Below are 16384 nucleotides of genomic sequence, written 5' to 3'. Positions count from 1 at the left end.
GGGCTGCCCGTGAACTCCCTAACCGAAGATGAAATCAGAGAGATGCTGCCGCACCTCCAGCGCTTCTCGCTGTGGCTGACCCGCAATCCACACTCGGCGGAAGATCTGGTGCAGTCTTGTCTGGAGAAGGCGCTGACCGGCAAGAAAACGCTGGATAATCAGCAAAGCCTGCGCCCTTGGCTGTTCTCGATTCTTTACCGGCAGTTTATCGACGGCGAGCGGCGCAAAAGGCGTTTTCAACGCATTCTGTCGCTGTTTACCGGCGAAGAAAACAACGTCGCGGCGTCCGCCGAAGAGTTACTGATCAACGACGATATGCTGTTAATCTTCAGCCAGTTACCCGTTGAACAGCGTGCCCTGCTGATGCTGATTAGCGTAGAGGGCCTGAGCTACAAAGAGGCCGCGCAGGCGCTGGATATTCCTTTAGGCACCGTGATGTCACGCTTGTCACGGGCGCGAAAACAGTTGCAGCAATGGGACGAGGGCGCGCCTTCGCCAAATGCGTTGAGGAGATTGAAATGAGTAGGCTTCCTCCTGAAGAACAGGATCTGCACGCTTATGTCGACGGCCAGCTCGACGAGGAGCAAAAAAGAGGAGTTGAGCGCTACCTGCAAAAACATCCCGAAGCCGCAGCGCAGGTGGCAAAATGGCAGGCAGACGCCCAAAGGTTGCGGGTTTCACTCGATGAATTTGTGCCCCATACCGCACCGCGAACGAGCGATTTACAGCAGGTGCGCCAGCGAATGCGCAAAACCCGCCAATGGCGCTTGTCCATGGCCTTCAGCCTGCTGTTCTCGGTGGGCATCGGCGGCATCGCGGGCTGGCAGCTGCATGCCCGTGAAGTGCAGAGCCAAATCTTGCCGATGGAAGACGCGGTGCAGGCTTATCGTTTAATCAACGACGGCAATGTCAAAGCGCTGGACGTGGTCGCCAGCAATCAGGGGCAGATGGACAGCTGGATGGGCCGCAACTTCATCAACGGCGCCCTGCCGCCGAATCTGGAGAATTACGGTTTCAATCTGGTCGGCGGGCGTTTGATGGTCACCGAGCAAGGCCCGGCGGCACTGGTGGTTTATCAGGATGCCAAAGGGACGCGCGTGACTTACTACATCCGCCCCACCGGCCGGTTCGTGATTGGCAAAGGCGAGCGTAAAACCGACAACCTGATGGCACAATACTGGAGCGACCAGCGCTATAACTACGCGGTCATCAGTCCGGCCAACGACCAACAAACCGCCCCCTTACAGAAGGCCATCGCCCATTTCACCGGAGATGTGCAGTCGATTTAGGTTGAGTTGAATTGATCTGTAGATAGCAAAAGGCCGCTGGGAAGCGGCCTTTTGTCTGTCGGCGGTTCAGCGATACTTCCACAGCCACTTGCCGCTCGCCAATCTCCAGTAGAAGAAGCTGCCGCGAATGATCCAGTCGAGGCACATGCCGAGCCAGATGCCGATGACGCCGAAGCCGAGCACCACGCCGAGGGTGTAACCGGCGACGATGCGCCCACCCCACATACTCAGCAGCGATACCCACATGGTGAAACGCGCGTCGCGAGCCCCTTTCAGCCCGGCGGGTAATACCCACGAGGCGGCCCAGAATGGCATAAAGGCGGCGTTCAGCCACACCAGCATTTTCACCACGTGGATAACGTCATCTTCCCTGGTATAGAAAGACGCCAGCACGCCCGCCAGCGGCATCGACAGTAGCGAAAGCGCACAGAGGCCAATGGTTGAGAGCCAGAAAATATGTTTCAGCTGATGCTCGGCCTGCCCCATCTGCCCGCGCCCCAGACGGGTGCCGACCACAATGGTGGAAGTCGAGCCCAAGGCGTTGCCCGGCAGGTTAATCAGCGAGGCAATAGAGGCGGCGATGAAGTTACCGGCAATCACGTCGGTGCCCATCCCGGCGACAAACACCTGCGTCAGCAATTTACCGCCGTTAAACAGCACGGATTCAATACTGGCGGGCACGCCGATACTCAGCACTTCCATCAAAATGCCGGTATTCAGGCGTTTGAAATAGCTCTTCAGCGGAATGCGTAGCGCCGGGTTGAAGCCGATCATCAGCACATAAATCACCACCGCCGCGCCAATGTAGCGGGCAATGGTCAGGCCCAGCCCCGCGCCGGAAAAGCCAAGACCGCCCCAACCGAAGCAGCCGTAGATCAGCACGCTACTAATAATAATATTGAGAATGTTCATCCCGCCGTTGATAAGCATCGGGATCTTGGTGTTACCGGCACCGCGCAACGCCCCGCAGCCAATCAGCGCAATAGCCGCCGCCGGGTAACTCCACGCAGTAATAGTGAGATAATTCAGGGCGAGGGCTTTGACCTGTGGCTCGGCACTGCCGGCTATCCAGTCGATGATGTGCTCACCGGCGAACTCAATACCGATGGCTAACAGCAAAGCAAACAGGGTCATCAGCACCAAGGATTGCCGCGCCGCGTTGCGCGCGCGTTTGCGATCCAACTTGCCGAGGCTAAAGGCCACCACCACTGTGGTACCGAGGTCTATTGCAGCAAAGAAGGCGATCACTACCAGATTGAAACTGTCCGCCAACCCCACCCCGGCCATCGCTTCCTTGCCCAACCAACTGACCAGAAAGGTGCTGAGCACCCCCATAAGCAGCACGCACATATTTTCAAAAAATATCGGTACTGCCAGAGGAGTAATTTCACGCCAGAACAACACACGATAGGAACGCCGTTTGTGATACCACTTGGTGCGCTCCAGCGCGTGCTGCACGGTAACTCTGATGTTTTGCAAGATAGTTCCAGCTATGAGGTGAGGTCAGATGCCTCCTTTAAGAATGGTAAAAGCCCCTGCGTTTTGCAAAGGCTTTTATCATTGATATTTGGACATTTAATGCGCAATAAAAAACCCGCCTCGCAGCAAGGCCACATCGGCACTGACATCACTCTCCGGCGTGATGAACATTCTGATACAAATCCAAATAGCTGGTAAGGAAAGCCGCCCCTCGCCTAGCTGCTCACGGCCCTCCGCCGCCCTACCCATCTCCCAGCCACGGCCGCCAGCGTGGCGCACAACAGGTAGTAAATCAGGCCGATAAACAGGAAGATTTCTGCCGGGTAGATCTGCACGCGATTATTCACCTGCCCGGCGACGGTGGTGAGTTCGGGCACGTTGACGATAAACGCCAGCGAAGTGTCTTTTAATAGCGCGATAAGCAAGCCGAGGTAAGACGGCAGCAGGTTAGGCCATGCCTGCGGCAGCAGCAAAATACGCAAAATCTGCCACTGGCTGAAACCCGAGGCTGTCCCCGCCTCGCTCTGCCCTGTGGGCAGTGACTCAATTCCGGCCAGCGTCGAGTGCATTACCGCCGCCGAAGTGAACCACGCCAGCGCCAGTATCACGGTCAGCGCGCCCGGCATTGAGCTGCCAAACACCACCGGCAGCAGAAAGTAGAGCCAGAAAATCACGAAAATCAGCGGAATGCCGCGAATAAACTCGGCCCAGACGAATAGCACGCGCCGCGTCCAGCCGCCAAAACGCCATGCCAGCGCCGCCATGCCGACGCCCAGCGCCAGCGCGATAGCGCCAGCCGAAATAGCCATAATTAAGGTCAGCAGCACGCCGCCCGGCTCACCGTCCGCCACCCGCCCCCACAGCAGATAGGTGAAATTGTCATGCAGAACTGAATAATCAAACTCCACGCGACGCTCCTTCAGCATTGGCAACGTTGGCTGAGTGCGGCTGGCGATGCCCCGGTCGTTTTGGCCCTAAGATGACAAATAACCAGCCCATCACTAAGCCGAGCAGTAAATAGAGCGCGGTGCCGATGGCGAAGCCTTCCAGCGCGTGGGCGTTGTAACTTTCGATGCGGCTTATCTGGTAAGTCAGCTCCGAGAAGCCAATCCCGGTGGCCAGCGACGACAGCTTCATCAGGTTAAGATATTGGCCGGTGATCGGTTGCCACGCGTTGGTCAGCCCTTGCGGCAACAGCACGTAACGCAGCAGCGCCCAGCGGCTAAAACCTTGAGACACCGCCGCTTCTTGCTGCCCGGCGGACACCGAGTTCAGCCCAGCCTGCACCTCTTCGACGATAAATGCCGCGCTAAACAGCGCCAGCCCCCAAGTGGCGCAGAGAAACTCCGGCGTCAGCCACGCGATATTGACCGGCAAGGTGGCCCACGGATGCTCGTCGCCAATGTAGAATCGCCACGCCTGCGGCAGCGCACCATAGGCGGCGAAATACCAAAACAGCAGTTGTACTAACAATGGCGTATTGCGGAAAATCGACACATACACCGCCGCCACGCCCCTGCCCACGCGGCCCGGCGCGAGGCGCAGCACCAAAAGCAGCAGAGTGAGCAGCGTCGCCAACAGGCTGGCGGCCAGCGTCACATATAAAGTGGTGAGAAAGCCGGAAATAATCCATTGCAGCGGCTGGCCGGTCAGCACGCCCGCCCAGTCAAGGTGCCAGTTCATCAACCTTCCCCTCTTTGGCTAGCTGCTCCTGTGCCGAACGCAGCGGGAACAACACCTTTTGCAGGAAGCGCCGGGCGCGCGGATGCTGGGGCTGGGTGAAGAAGCTCTCCGGGTCGGCCTGCTCGAGAATTTGCCCGCCATCCATAAACACCACGCGGTCGGCGATTTCGCGGGCAAAGCTCATCTCATGGGTCACCACAATCATGGTGATGCCGCTGTGGGCCAACTCCTGCATTACCAACAGCACTTCGCCAATCATCTCGGGGTCCAGCGCCGAGGTGGGTTCATCAAACAGAATAATATTGGGATCGGTGACCAGCGCGCGGGCGATGGCGACTCGCTGCTGTTGGCCGCCAGACAGCTGAGAGGGGAAATGATGGGCGCGGTCAGCCAGCCCAACTCTGACTAACAGCTCGCGTGCCTTGTGCCGCGCTGCGTCCTGCTTCCAGCCGTGGACCTTGGTCAGTGCCAGACTGACATTATCCAAGGCATCAAGGTGGGCGTAGAGGTTAAATTGCTGGAAAACAAAGCCAATGTGAGTGCGAAGCTGGCGCAGCGCTTTGCCACTGAGGCCCGCCGTGGGGCGCTGATGAATGAAAATCTCGCCGCTGCTGAGGGTTTCCAGATGATTTATCAGGCGGATAAGCGTCGACTTGCCCGAGCCGGACGGCCCGCAGACCGCCACCACTTCCCCCACCGCCACGCTCAAATCCACCTGCTGGATAACCTGATGCACGCCGAAGGATTTACTCACCTGTTTGAACTCTACCGCGACGGCTTTCTTGCCGTCCGCCGGAGACGAAAAAACCGCAGACGAGTCTGCGGTTGCTGAGGATGGTTGTTGCATAAACCCTGCCTGTCTAATTATTTTGCTTAGCTCTTGGCCTGAATCGTAAATAAACGCGGCTGAGGTGACTTGGTCTGCGGCCCGAACCAGTTGTTATAAATGGTGGTCGCTTCGCCGGACTTCTCCAGACTGAGCAGTTCATCATTGACTGCTTTCAGCAGGTTGGTTTCACCCTTCTTCACGCCGACGCCAATCTCCTCTTTGCTGAGTAAATCCGGCAACACTTTGTATTTAGCCTTGTCCGGTGCACCGTCGAGCAGGCCAGCCAGAATGGTGCTGTCCTGAGTAATAGCCTGCACGTTGCCATTGCGCAGAGCCGACAGCGCCAGCGGGATATCGTCATACGACAACACGCGAGATTTCGGGAAGCGAGTGTGTAACTCCTGCTCTCCGGTGGTGCCTTTTACCGCGCCGATGCGCGCCGTGGCGTATTCATCCAGCTTGTCCGGTGAACCAACTGGCACCAAGAATTGCTGGCCGGTGACGAAATAAGGGATGGAGAAGTCCACCACCTTGGCGCGCTCCGGCGTGATGGTGATGTCAGCCACGATAATGTCAGCCTTGCCCGATTGCAGCAGCGGAATACGGTTTGCCGGGTTAGTCGCCACCAGTTGCAGCTTCACGCCCAGTGAATTGGCCAGCGCTTTGGCGAAATCCACGTCATAGCCGACAATGTCATGCGTTTTGGCATCCACTGAGCCAAACGGCGGGTTGGAGTCGAAGGTGGCGACCTTAATCACCCCGGCCTTTTTAATGTCCGACAGTTGATCGGCGTGGGCGGCAAAACTCGCCACGCCGCTGATTGAAAGTAAAACCCATGCTGCGAGTGACGCCTTACCAGAAACCAAACGAGCCATAGTTATTCCTTAATGATGAGTCAATGTTGCGGCAACCTGCGGCTGCTCATTTTTTTGCTGTTTTGTGGATACTTGCGCGTAGCGGCTGGTCTTGAACGGCAGACCCAGCCGCTCGCGCAGAGTTTTGCTCTCCGTCGAGGGATGCCAGTAGCCACGATCGGCCAGCACGGGCAGAACCAGACGGGTGATGTCGTCCAGCGCTTCAGTCAGCACCGGCCCGCCAATGATGAAGCCGTCCGCGCCGCCCTCTTCCACCCAGCGAATAAAGGTGTCGGCCACCTGCTCCGGCGTGCCGAAGAACTCGCCTTTCGGCAGCGTGGTCTGGAACGCCACGTCGCGCAGAGTCAGGTTTTTCTCTTTCGCTGAACGTTTAATCTGGTCGGTGGTGGAGCGGAAAGTGTTCTGCCCCAAGTCGCCGACGTCCGGGAAAGGCTCATCCAACGGGTATTGGGAGAAGTCATGGTGGTCGAAGAATCGCCCCAGATAGGCCAGCGCGTCGTCCACTGAGATGAGGGACAGCAGATATTGATATTTGGCCTCGGCTTCCTCTTCGGTCGCGCCGACAATCGGGCTGATGCCGGGGAAAATGCCCACCGGATGGCGGCCGTGTAGCGCCACCTGCGCCTGCAACTTGGCAGAATACTCCTGCGCTTCTTGCAGGGTACGAGCGTTGGTGAAAACCGCATCGGCCGATTTGCCCGCCAGCGCGATACCGGCCTCCGAGGCGCCAGCTTGGAAAATCACCGGCTGGCCCTGTGGCGAGCGCTTGATGTTGAGCGGCCCTTCCACCGAGAAGAACTGCCCTTGGTGATTGAGCTTGTGCAGCTTGGCGGCGTCGAAAAACACCCCGCTTTCGCGGTCGCGGATAAAGGCATCGTCATCCCATGAGTCCCACAATCCTTGCACCACGTTGATGTACTCTTCGGCGATTTGGTAACGCAGTGAGTGCTCAGGGTGGTCTTTGCCAAAGTTCTTGGCGGAACCCGCCAGTGGCGAGGTCACCACGTTCCAGCCCGCACGGCCATTGCTGATGTTATCGATGCTGGCTAACTGGCGCGCCACGGTGAAGGGGTCGCTGTAAGAGGTGGAAATGGTGCCCGCCAGCCCGATGCTGTGAGTGACCGACGCCAGCGCAGAGAGCAGCGCCACCGGCTCGAAGCGATTAAGGAAGTGCGGCAGTGATTTCTCATTGATGTGCAAACCGTCGGCGACAAACAGGAAATCGAAATTAGCGGCTTCGGCTTTAAGCGCCAACTCACGGAAATAGGGAAAATTGACGCTGGCATCGGCAGGGACTTTTTCATGTCGCCATGAATTCATATGGCCGCCCGCACCGTGCAACATCAGGCCCAATTTAATGCTTTTCTTGTTAGCCACCTTGGCATTAGCGGCTGATTGAGAAGGAATGGATTGGCTCATAATTAGGCTCCCTTTTACGGTCTGCGATGCAATATGAAAATGCGATAGCAAAAGAATTCCACAGAATGTATCGCCGCCTAAATATAAAAACCGTCCTTCTTATTTCGATAATTAGCTAATGGAATAAAACCAGAAAGAGAACCGAAAGGCATAACAGATAACCAGTCGATATTTAGTAATTTGCCAATATGCAGTCAGGATTAATCAGGACATTAATTTCCCCGCCGCCATTATTCGCCGGCCAATACCATAAGGTTAAAATGATATGAGTCTTCATACTGCCGATGACACCCTCGACGCAGCATCACTCACTCCTTTAAAGCTTGAACAACAGTTGATCGACTGGCGCCGTGAATTGCATCAAAACCCGGAGCTGTCGAACCATGAATATGCCACCACCAAGCGAATTACCCAGTGGTTGAACGCGGCCGGGATCCGCATCCTTAATCTCGGTTTGAAAACCGGCGTAGTGGCCGAGATTGGCCCGCAGGACGGCCCTTTGGTGGCGCTACGCGGGGATATCGACGCCCTGCCAATTAACGAAATTTCCGGCGTGCCTTTTAGCTCACAGCAGGCTGGCGTAATGCACGCCTGCGGCCATGACTTCCACACCTCGGTGATTCTCGGCGCGGCTTACCTGCTTAAAGCACGGGAAGACCAACTGCCGGGCCGCGTACGACTGTTCTTCCAGCCTGCTGAAGAGCGTTTCAACGGCGCATTGCAGCTCATTGAAGCCGGAGCGCTAGACAAGGTCGACGCCATTTTCGGCCTGCACAATGCGCCGCAGCTGCCGGTCGGCACCTTCTCCACCAAGGGTGGCGCGTTCTACGCAAACGTCGACCGATTCCAAATCACCGTGACGGGCAAAGGCGCGCACGCCGCGCACCCTGAAGAGGGTGTTGATAGCATCGTCACCGCCAGCCACATTGTCACCGCGCTGCAAACCTTGGTCAGCCGCCACTTCAGCACCAAAGAGTCAGTGGTGGTCAGCGTGACCCGCATTGAGGGTGGCAATACTTGGAACGTGCTGCCGCAGGATGTTGACCTAGAAGGCACGGTGCGCACCCACAACGCCGAGATCCGCGAGCAGATCCCCGGCAAAATCCGCCAAGTAATTGAAGGCGTGGCGCAGGCTCTTGGCGCGAAAGCCGAACTGCACTGGTTCCCGGGGCCACCGGCGGTGGTTAATACCCCGCGCTGGGCCGAATTTGCCAGTCAGGCGGCCCGTGAGTCAGGCTATAACGTTGAGCTTTCCGAGGCGCAAATGGGCGGCGAAGACTTCGCGCACTACCTGCATCACGTGCCCGGCGCCTTTGTCAGCATTGGCTCGGCCAGTGAGTTTGGCTTGCATCACCCTAAATTTAATCCGAATGAAAAAGCCATATATCCGGCGGCGGTCTATTTCCAGCAATTAGCGGAAAAAGCCTTGGCCGAACTGACAGAAAAATAACATTTTCACCGCCAACACTATTATCAGCCCGCCCGATTGAACGTCGGATAGCGGGCTTTTGTGTTGCTTTTCATCTCTGGTTTTTATTTCTGCTTTATCAGTTTAGTTATTTAATTTTGTTGTTTTACATCCCTCAGCCGCTCAGGAATAGTGAATTCGACACCTGCAAGGGGCCAATAAAAAATAATTAACCTAGATAGTTCGTGTTGCAGCAAGGCAGCCAACACCTCTACAGCGCGAAATATGAAGGGTATGAGGGTAATAAAGATGATTAGCACGAAATTAACCGCCGTGGCCGCTTTGGTTCTTTTTTCCTCCGTAGCTTATGCAGCGCCGGGTATCGACTTAGTCGCCAATGAAACACCAATCAACACGCCGAAAAGCCCTGAAGCTATCGCCAAAATCCCGGCAAACTTTAAGTTTGTCGAACCGGGCACCCTGACCGTCGCGCTGGCCGTGCTCGGCAGTGCGCCGCCTTTCGGCCTGTATGCTCGCGATAATAAAACCGTGATTGGCAGCGAGGCCGATATTGCGCGCTTGGTTGCCGATGGTCTTGGCCTGAAGCTGAAAGTCGTGCCCGCCTCGTGGGAAGACTGGCCGCTGGGCGTGACCTCGGGCAAATATGACGCTGCTATTTACAACATTACGGTGACCAAAGATCGCAAAACCAAATTCGATTTCGCCACCTATCGCCAAGATACGCTGGGCTTCTACGTGAAGACCGGCAGCAAAATTAAATCCATTACTTCAGCCCCGGATATTGCTGGCAAGAAAATCATTGTCGGCTCCGGCACCAATCAGGAAGCCGTCCTGCTGGAGTGGGATAAAGAAAACCGCGCCAAGGGCCTCGCCCCGCTTCAACCTATTTATGTCACTGATGACGCGGCCTCTACGCTGGCTATCCAGTCAGGCCGCGCCGATGCCACCTTTGGCCCGAACGTCACCGGGGCCTATAAGTCCCTGTTAACGGGCAAAACTCAGTTGGTCGGCACCGTGCCGGGCGGCTGGCCGAAAACCGCCAATATCGCCGTGACGCTGAAAAAAGGCAACGGGCTGGTCGATGCCGTCCAAGCCTCGATTAACAGCGCCATCGCCAGTGGCAGTTACCTGAAAGTGTTAGACCGCTGGGGTGAGAGCGTCGAGAAAATCGACCACTCTGAAATCAACCCACCGGGCCTTGGCGATTAATTTTTCTCTTCAGCAGGAGCAGACCATGAGTCAGGACATTTTTATTCAAACCCTGCCGGACGACCCGCTGATTGCGCCCGTCATTGAAGGCTTATTTGGCGAATATCGTGCGCGTTACGGCGACTATTTTGGCCATCAGGAAGAAGAGCCGTTGAGCTACTACGCCCCGCCGGACGGGGTGTTTGTGGTACTGCTGCGTAACGGCGCTCCCATTGCGATGGGGGCGTTCAAACGCTACGACCTGCAGACCGCCGAGCTAAAACGTATCTGGACTGACAAAACCTTGCGCCGCCAAGGATTGGCGAAAAAGGTGCTGGTTGAGTTGGAACAGCGCGCGCTGGAGCAAGGCTACAGCAAGCTGTTTCTCACCACTGGTTTCCGCCAGCCGGAGGCCGTGGGGTTATATCTGGCAAACGGCTACCAGCCACAGTTTGATACCCGCGTTGACCCGGTGGTCTACTCCCTGCCGCCTTATGATGGCCGTTTACCTTTTACCAAAGCATTGCCCGTTGCCGTGGCTGCTGCACCTATTGCGGAGAGAGCCTATGAGTGACACCTCGCTGCGTCAGGCCGACCAGCCGCCGTTGAAAGTGGTCCCTGCCCGCTACCCGCTGCGCCTGATTGGCGCAATATTTTCCGTTTTTATTCTGCTGGTGATCGTCCAGTCGATTGCCACCAATCCGCGCTGGGAATGGGGCGTATTTCGCCAGTGGTTCTTTGAACCCGCCATCTTGCAAGGCTTAGCCAAAACCCTGCTGCTCACCCTGCTGGGCACGCTGTTTGGCATTATCTTCGGCACCGCGCTGGCGCTGGCCAGATTGTCCAAATCCTACTTACTGAACGGGCTGGCGTGGGGCTATATCTGGCTATTCCGTTCACTGCCGATGCTGCTGGTGTTGATCATTCTCTACAACTTTTCCTATCTGTACGACAGCCTGTCAGTCGGCATTCCCTTTACCTCGATTGAGTTTTTCAGCCACCCAACCGTAGACCTGCTGGATCAGTTCTCCGTCGCCGTGCTGGGGCTTTCGCTGGTGCAGTCGGCCTACACCGCTGAGATTATTCGCGGCGGCATTTTGGGTGTCGAGCATGGTCAGCACGAAGCAGCCGCGGCACTGGGTTTGCCGGGCTATCGCCGCACCTTCCGCATCATATTGCCGCAGGCGCTGCGGGCGATTATCCCAACCGGTTTTAATGAGGTAATAAGCCTCGCCAAGGGCACCTCGATTGTTTATGTGCTGTCGATGCCCGAGCTGTTTTACACCGTGCAGGTGATTTACAACCGCACCCAGCAGGTAATTCCCCTGCTGATGGTAGCGACCGTCTGGTATCTGGTTATCACATCGGTGCTGTCGGTACTGCAATATTATGTTGAACGCTATTTCTCACGCGGAGCCGTGCGCGAGCTACGCCCGACGCCAATCCAACGTTTCCGCCTGTGGGCGCGCGGCTAGGCCGTGAAGGAGTAAATCTATGTCTGAAGCTTTTGACCTATTCGTTCCACGCCCAACGGCCAAAGTCGCCGAGCCTGTATTGCTGCGCCAGCCGCAGCACCAAGCGCCGGGCAGAATTGAAATCAGCCACCTGAGCAAACATTTTGGCGCTCACAAGGCGCTGGATGATGTCAGCCTGAGCATTGAACCCGGCACGGTGACGGTGATCCTCGGGCCATCCGGCTCGGGTAAATCCACCCTGCTGCGCACCATCAATCATCTGGAGCGCGTTAACGAAGGCACCATTCAGATTGATGGTGACTATGTTGGCTATCAGCGTAAAGGCGACAAGCTGTATGAGTTGAAAGAGCGAGCCATCCTCAAGCAGCGGGTCAACGTCGGCTATGTCTTCCAGAACTTCAACCTCTTCCCGCATCTGTCGGTGCTGGATAACATCATCGAAGCCCCTATCGTTCACCGGCTGATGAACCGCAAACAGGCCATTGAACGCGCCTATGAGCTGCTGGATACCGTCGGGCTGCGTGAGAAAGCTCATGCTTATCCGCGCCATCTTTCCGGCGGGCAGCAGCAACGCATTGCTATCGCCCGCGCGCTGGCCCTAAACCCAAAAGTGATGCTGTTTGATGAACCTACCTCGGCGCTGGACCCGGAGCTGGTCGGCGAAGTGTTGGACGTCATCAAGAAGCTGGCGCGATCTGGCGTCACGCTGGTCGTCGTCACGCATGAAATTGGTTTCGCCCGTCAGGTGGCCGACCAAGTGGTGTTTATGGTGGATGGCAAAGTGGTCGAGAGCGGCTCTGCATCGCAGGTGCTAGACAACCCGCGCCACGGCCGCACCCGCAGCTTCCTTGAAAAAGTGCTCTAAACCGGCATCATTCCGCCGGTGAATCAGCGGCCACCAGCATTGCCGTGGTGCTCCCGAGCGCTAACATCAATAGCAGGGCTGATGCACCGGCAAAGCTTTCAACGTTTGGGTATCCCTGCAACAGAAATACCGCCAGTCCAATGCTTGCCGCCACGCTCACCGCACGCAGAGGCAGCCCGTAAGGCACATAGTCCGGCTGCGAAATCACCGCGTTACCGCGCTTTTTCAGCACCCACAGCCGCTGTGCCAGCATAAACAGGGTCAGCACCAGCGGGAATAATTCTGATTCCAGCGTCGCGTGCTGGCTGAAGAAAGCGCGGCTGACTAACACCGTTAAAAACAGCCCAGTGGCGATGCCTGCCGTCGATAACACCTCAGCCCCCAGCGCCCATGAGAAACCGGGCTGGCGGCGCAAAGCTTTTGGCAGCCAAGGCCGCGCGCCATACTTCTCATTCAACACAAATAGCCCCAGCAGAATGGTAGCGATGCCATTGATCAGATGCGTATTGGCATCCGCCATGCCGCGTTCAGACCAGCTAATCAGCGCCACCAGCAGGCTAACGGCTGTCAGACTGGCAAGCAGCGTGGATAACGTATGGCCCGCCGCCGAACGCCCAACCGTCGCGAAAACCACTACCGCGCCAAGCAATAAGTTGGTGGTAAACAGCTCCGCCCAGCCAACTTGAGCAAATAGCAGGCCCGAGACCAGCGCCTGAAGCAAAAACAGCAGAGCGAACAACTCAGCTCTATTGCCAACCCGCAGTTGGCGTTGTTCGATACAAATCGTCATGAGAGTGCTTCCTTTGATTGAGGGTCATCGGCACCAGCATGAATTCACTTCATCTATACCGATATTGCAAAGCAAGCTTACTCCGCTTATTTTGGGTCAATCAAAGTCATCATTTTCAGCCATGGATGAAAATAACTCATCATGAGTGCAAACTTAAGAAAACCGCGTCTGCCGCCACTGGGTTCACTCAGAGCCTTTGACGCCGTGGCGACTCACGGCAGCTTTAAACGGGCGGCCGAAGAGATTGGCGTCACCGCCACCGCCATTAGCCACCAAATCCGCGTTTTGGAAGAATCGCTGTCAGCGCAGGTGTTTGAGCGCAGCGCCCGCGAGGTGAAACTCACCGCCGTCGGCCAAATCTTACGTCAGGCGACGCGTCAGGCATTCTCCACCCTGCAAGACGCGGTGAATGAAATTCACCATGCGCGCCAGCCCGCTGCCTTGACCCTCAGCACCACTTCAAACTTTTTAACCCACTGGCTGGTTCCGCGCTTGGCGGATCTAAAAACCCACGCGCCGACGCTCGACTTGCGTCTGCATACCAGTATCGAGCTGGTCGATTTGACCAAAAACACCGTCGATGTTGCTATCCGCTATAGCCAGCACCCCAGCGATCATCTTGCTTCCACCCTGCTCTCCCATGACCGTTTTGTACTGGTTGCCAGCCCCACACTCGGGTTACAGCGGCTAGAGGACTTACTCACCGCCACGCTGTTTCATGTCGAAAACCGCATGATCCCGCAGCCTTCGCCCGACTGGGAGAATTGGCGTCAGCAGTTTGGCCCGGCAGGGCTAAATATTGACGCTGGCCTGCGCTTTACCGACGAGACTCATGCTATTCAGACCGCCATTGCTGGACAGGGCGTGGCAATTGTCAGCAGCCTGTTGGCGAAAGACTTTATCGATAAAGGCATTCTCCACGTGCCCTTCGAGCAGTGCCTGCCCGGCGCAAATTACTATTTTGTTACCTCGCCAGATAAAGCTGAACGCGACGACATTGTGGAATTAAAGCATTGGCTGCAAAGCAGAATGCCGCTGATAGCCGAGCACTAAAGCCAGAGCGGCCCGGCAAGCCAGAAGATTGATGTCAAAATGTGTGCCGGGCGTTCCCAAGTGGAAAAGAGATGATTATCATTATCATCTTTCATCTTCGCTCTAGGGATTGTCATGTTCACTGGTTTACTTCGCCCCGCACGCCTATTGGCGGTGGCCAGCTCGCTGCTGATTTCATTTGTGGCGCAGGCCGCACCTTTTACCGTTACTGATATCGCCGGCCGTCAAGTCACCTTCGACCATACGCCGCAGCGCGTGATGCTGGCTGACTCTCGCGCCCTGATTGCTTTAAATATTCTGCACCCAGAAGATCCTTTGAAAAACATCGTTTCAATGGATAACTCGCTGCAAACCAAAGCCGCGGATATGAATCAGGCGTACCTGAAAAAATTTCCGAAAATGAAAGATATCCCGATTTTCGACAACCCTTACGTGGCTGATTTTAGCGTCGAAAAAGCCGTAACCCTGAAGCCTGACTTGGTGATTTTCGACACCGGCCTGCTGAGCAAAATGACTGACAGCGGCACCCTCGCCCTGCTGCAAAAACTCAACATTCCGGTGCTGTTTATCGACTTCCGCCAACAGCCGCTGACCAATACCGTCGCCAGCATGCAGATGTTGGGTAAGGTGTTCGATGAAGAGAAGAACGCCCAGACCTTTATCGATTTTTACCAACAACGCCTGAACTTAATTCGCCAACGCGTCGCTACGCTGAAACCAGAGCAGCGCCCTAGCGTGTTCATTGAACGCCACGCGGGTCTGCACAGCGAGCAGTGCTGCTCCACCTTTGGTAAAGGCAGCTTTGGCCAGTTTATTGACGAAGCCGGTGGTCAGAACATTGGCAGCAAGCTGTTCCCGGCAATGGGTGGCGACATCAACGTCGAGCAGTTGATCAGCAGCAACCCGGATTACTACCTGATGACCGGCGCTGACTGGAGCCGTGGCAACAAACCTTCTGGCGCAGTACCTTTCGGCTACAGCACCAATGAAGCCACCGTGCAGAAAAGCCTGAACGCCTTGATGAACCGCAACGGGATCAGCGTGCTGAAATCCATCAAAGATAAGCAGGTTTTAGCCATATACCACCAGTTCTACGACCTGCCTTTCAACGTGATTGCCGTAGAGGAAATTGCCAAATTCCTGCACCCGGACTTGTTCAAGGACATCGACCCACTGGCCGACTTGAAGATGGCTCACGAGAAGTTCACCTCGCTGGATTACAGTGGCGTGTTCTGGGCAACACCGCAGTAACTCCTCTGGCAGGGCGCAGCCTCGCGCCCTGCTTTCTTTCAGCACTTTGCCATTTACATCATCATTGACGATGCAGCCTGCGGATCGCTCTCGACATACAGCGCCGTCAGCGTCTGATAAAGCTGATCAACACGCTCCCACAGAATCGAGTTCAGCAGCTCTTTAGCAATAGGGTTGGCTAACTCGGTCATCGCAAAAACCAGCGCCCGACATTGTTCACACAGCTCAACCGCAGTCAGGGGGGTCATGTCATAAAGCCCATCAAATGAATTCACTAAAGTAGAAATATTGTCCATGTTATATACCTTCCTGAAGAGTAATTATGGCCGTCACCCATACCCGCAGGGCATAGGGAGACAGCTCAGACGGAGGTAGGAATACCGGTCCCAATTTCCGGCCAGCCTAAGGCTGCCCCGCCTGAGCTACCATAGTTACATTTTAAAAATCAATGTAATACGCAGCGAAGACTTCACTACCATTGCTACTGGGAACTGCCTCAGGTTCCTACACCCGGCTACGGTTTCTACCGCAGCAAAAGCAGCCTATTCCTTTTTTATCGGCTTATCAGAGGGAATAATCATCTCTGCGAGATGTCTCGGAAGGTAATTGGTGAGTTGCATGGGTGACAAAATTAATTACGAGGTGTATTCCAGTTTTGGGGGGCGGGCGGCCCCTGACGCGCTTTTTTAATCTTTAAAGATTTGAATCTTTAAATTCAAATTAAAGACCGTGTGCTGCCGCCACACCGGCCTCAAGGGG

17 protein-coding genes are annotated in these 16384 nt (G+C 55.9%); 9 read left to right on the top strand and 8 right to left on the bottom strand.

What is annotated here, in order from left to right; translation table 11 throughout:
- Positions 1-9: 9 nt before the first annotated feature.
- Both GEAM_RS05745 and GEAM_RS05740 read left to right on the top strand, forming a co-directional pair.
- Positions 10-522, top strand: coding sequence for an RNA polymerase sigma factor (locus GEAM_RS05745; protein WP_034789506.1), 513 nt, complete (start codon positions 10-12; stop codon positions 520-522).
- On the top strand, positions 519-1289 hold the full coding sequence (locus tag GEAM_RS05740) for an anti-sigma factor family protein (RefSeq protein ID WP_034789420.1): 771 nt from the start codon (positions 519-521) through the stop codon (positions 1287-1289). Before GEAM_RS05745 ends, GEAM_RS05740 begins: the two co-directional genes overlap by 4 nt.
- 66 nt (positions 1290-1355) lie before the next feature.
- Here GEAM_RS05740 and GEAM_RS05735 read toward each other — a convergent pair whose 3' ends face one another.
- The 6 genes from GEAM_RS05735 to GEAM_RS05710 form a co-directional block, all read right to left on the bottom strand.
- Complete coding sequence (locus GEAM_RS05735) at positions 1356-2768, bottom strand: EmmdR/YeeO family multidrug/toxin efflux MATE transporter (protein ID WP_034789418.1); 1413 nt, start codon at positions 2766-2768, stop codon at positions 1356-1358.
- Positions 2769-2983: 215 nt separating this feature from the next.
- Positions 2984-3676: an amino acid ABC transporter permease gene (locus tag GEAM_RS05730; protein ID WP_034789417.1), complete on the bottom strand. Its 693-nt coding sequence runs from the start codon at positions 3674-3676 to the stop codon at positions 2984-2986.
- Positions 3666-4451, bottom strand: a complete 786-nt coding sequence (locus GEAM_RS05725; protein ID WP_034789416.1) for an amino acid ABC transporter permease — start codon at positions 4449-4451, stop codon at positions 3666-3668. Before GEAM_RS05725 ends, GEAM_RS05730 begins: the two co-directional genes overlap by 11 nt.
- Positions 4435-5298 carry an amino acid ABC transporter ATP-binding protein gene (locus tag GEAM_RS05720; protein WP_034789414.1) on the bottom strand — a complete coding sequence of 288 codons (864 nt, stop codon included), beginning with the start codon at positions 5296-5298 and terminating at the stop codon, positions 4435-4437. The genes GEAM_RS05725 and GEAM_RS05720 overlap by 17 nt, the downstream gene beginning before the upstream one ends.
- Positions 5299-5324: 26 nt before the next feature.
- Positions 5325-6155 (bottom strand): ABC transporter substrate-binding protein, encoded by an 831-nt coding sequence (locus GEAM_RS05715; RefSeq protein WP_034789412.1) that lies wholly within the window; start codon positions 6153-6155, stop codon positions 5325-5327.
- Positions 6156-6164: 9 nt separating this feature from the next.
- Positions 6165-7574, bottom strand: coding sequence for an LLM class flavin-dependent oxidoreductase (locus tag GEAM_RS05710; RefSeq protein ID WP_051899418.1), 1410 nt, complete (start codon positions 7572-7574; stop codon positions 6165-6167).
- 265 nt (positions 7575-7839) lie between these two features.
- Here GEAM_RS05710 and GEAM_RS05705 point away from each other — a divergent pair, with 265 nt between their 5' ends.
- The 5 genes from GEAM_RS05705 (at position 7840) to GEAM_RS05685 (ending at position 12531) form a co-directional block, all read left to right on the top strand.
- Complete coding sequence (locus GEAM_RS05705) at positions 7840-9024, top strand: amidohydrolase (RefSeq protein WP_034789410.1); 1185 nt, start codon at positions 7840-7842, stop codon at positions 9022-9024.
- Between the two features lie 267 nt (positions 9025-9291).
- Positions 9292-10212, top strand: a complete 921-nt coding sequence (locus GEAM_RS05700; protein ID WP_034789409.1) for an ABC transporter substrate-binding protein — start codon at positions 9292-9294, stop codon at positions 10210-10212.
- A 25-nt stretch (positions 10213-10237) separates the two neighbouring features.
- Positions 10238-10765 carry a GNAT family N-acetyltransferase gene (locus tag GEAM_RS05695; RefSeq protein ID WP_034789408.1) on the top strand — a complete coding sequence of 176 codons (528 nt, stop codon included), beginning with the start codon at positions 10238-10240 and terminating at the stop codon, positions 10763-10765.
- Positions 10758-11666 carry an amino acid ABC transporter permease gene (locus GEAM_RS05690; protein WP_034789407.1) on the top strand — a complete coding sequence of 303 codons (909 nt, stop codon included), beginning with the start codon at positions 10758-10760 and terminating at the stop codon, positions 11664-11666. Before GEAM_RS05695 ends, GEAM_RS05690 begins: the two co-directional genes overlap by 8 nt.
- 19 nt (positions 11667-11685) lie before the next feature.
- Positions 11686-12531, top strand: coding sequence for an amino acid ABC transporter ATP-binding protein (locus GEAM_RS05685; protein ID WP_034789406.1), 846 nt, complete (start codon positions 11686-11688; stop codon positions 12529-12531).
- A 7-nt stretch (positions 12532-12538) separates the two neighbouring features.
- Here GEAM_RS05685 and GEAM_RS05680 read toward each other — a convergent pair whose 3' ends face one another.
- Positions 12539-13321 carry a hypothetical protein gene (locus GEAM_RS05680; protein WP_034789405.1) on the bottom strand — a complete coding sequence of 261 codons (783 nt, stop codon included), beginning with the start codon at positions 13319-13321 and terminating at the stop codon, positions 12539-12541.
- Between the two features lie 141 nt (positions 13322-13462).
- Here GEAM_RS05680 and GEAM_RS05675 point away from each other — a divergent pair, with 141 nt between their 5' ends.
- Both GEAM_RS05675 and GEAM_RS05670 read left to right on the top strand, forming a co-directional pair.
- The gene (locus GEAM_RS05675) at positions 13463-14374 is read left to right on the top strand and encodes a LysR substrate-binding domain-containing protein (protein WP_034789403.1); all 912 of its coding nucleotides are present in this window, start codon (positions 13463-13465) and stop codon (positions 14372-14374) included.
- 114 nt (positions 14375-14488) lie between these two features.
- On the top strand, positions 14489-15625 hold the full coding sequence (locus tag GEAM_RS05670; protein WP_034789402.1) for an ABC transporter substrate-binding protein: 1137 nt from the start codon (positions 14489-14491) through the stop codon (positions 15623-15625).
- A 53-nt stretch (positions 15626-15678) separates the two neighbouring features.
- On the opposite strand, the gene GEAM_RS05665 is transcribed toward GEAM_RS05670, so the two are convergent.
- On the bottom strand, positions 15679-15921 hold the full coding sequence (locus GEAM_RS05665; RefSeq protein ID WP_034789401.1) for a hypothetical protein: 243 nt from the start codon (positions 15919-15921) through the stop codon (positions 15679-15681).
- Positions 15922-16384: the final 463 nt, after the last annotated feature.

The sequence above is a fragment of the Ewingella americana ATCC 33852 genome (genome assembly GCF_000735345.1).
Taxonomy (GTDB): Bacteria; Pseudomonadota; Gammaproteobacteria; order Enterobacterales; family Enterobacteriaceae; genus Ewingella; species Ewingella americana.
Note: the sequence above shows the minus strand (reverse complement) of the source record. Positions and strands in the feature narration are given on the sequence as shown.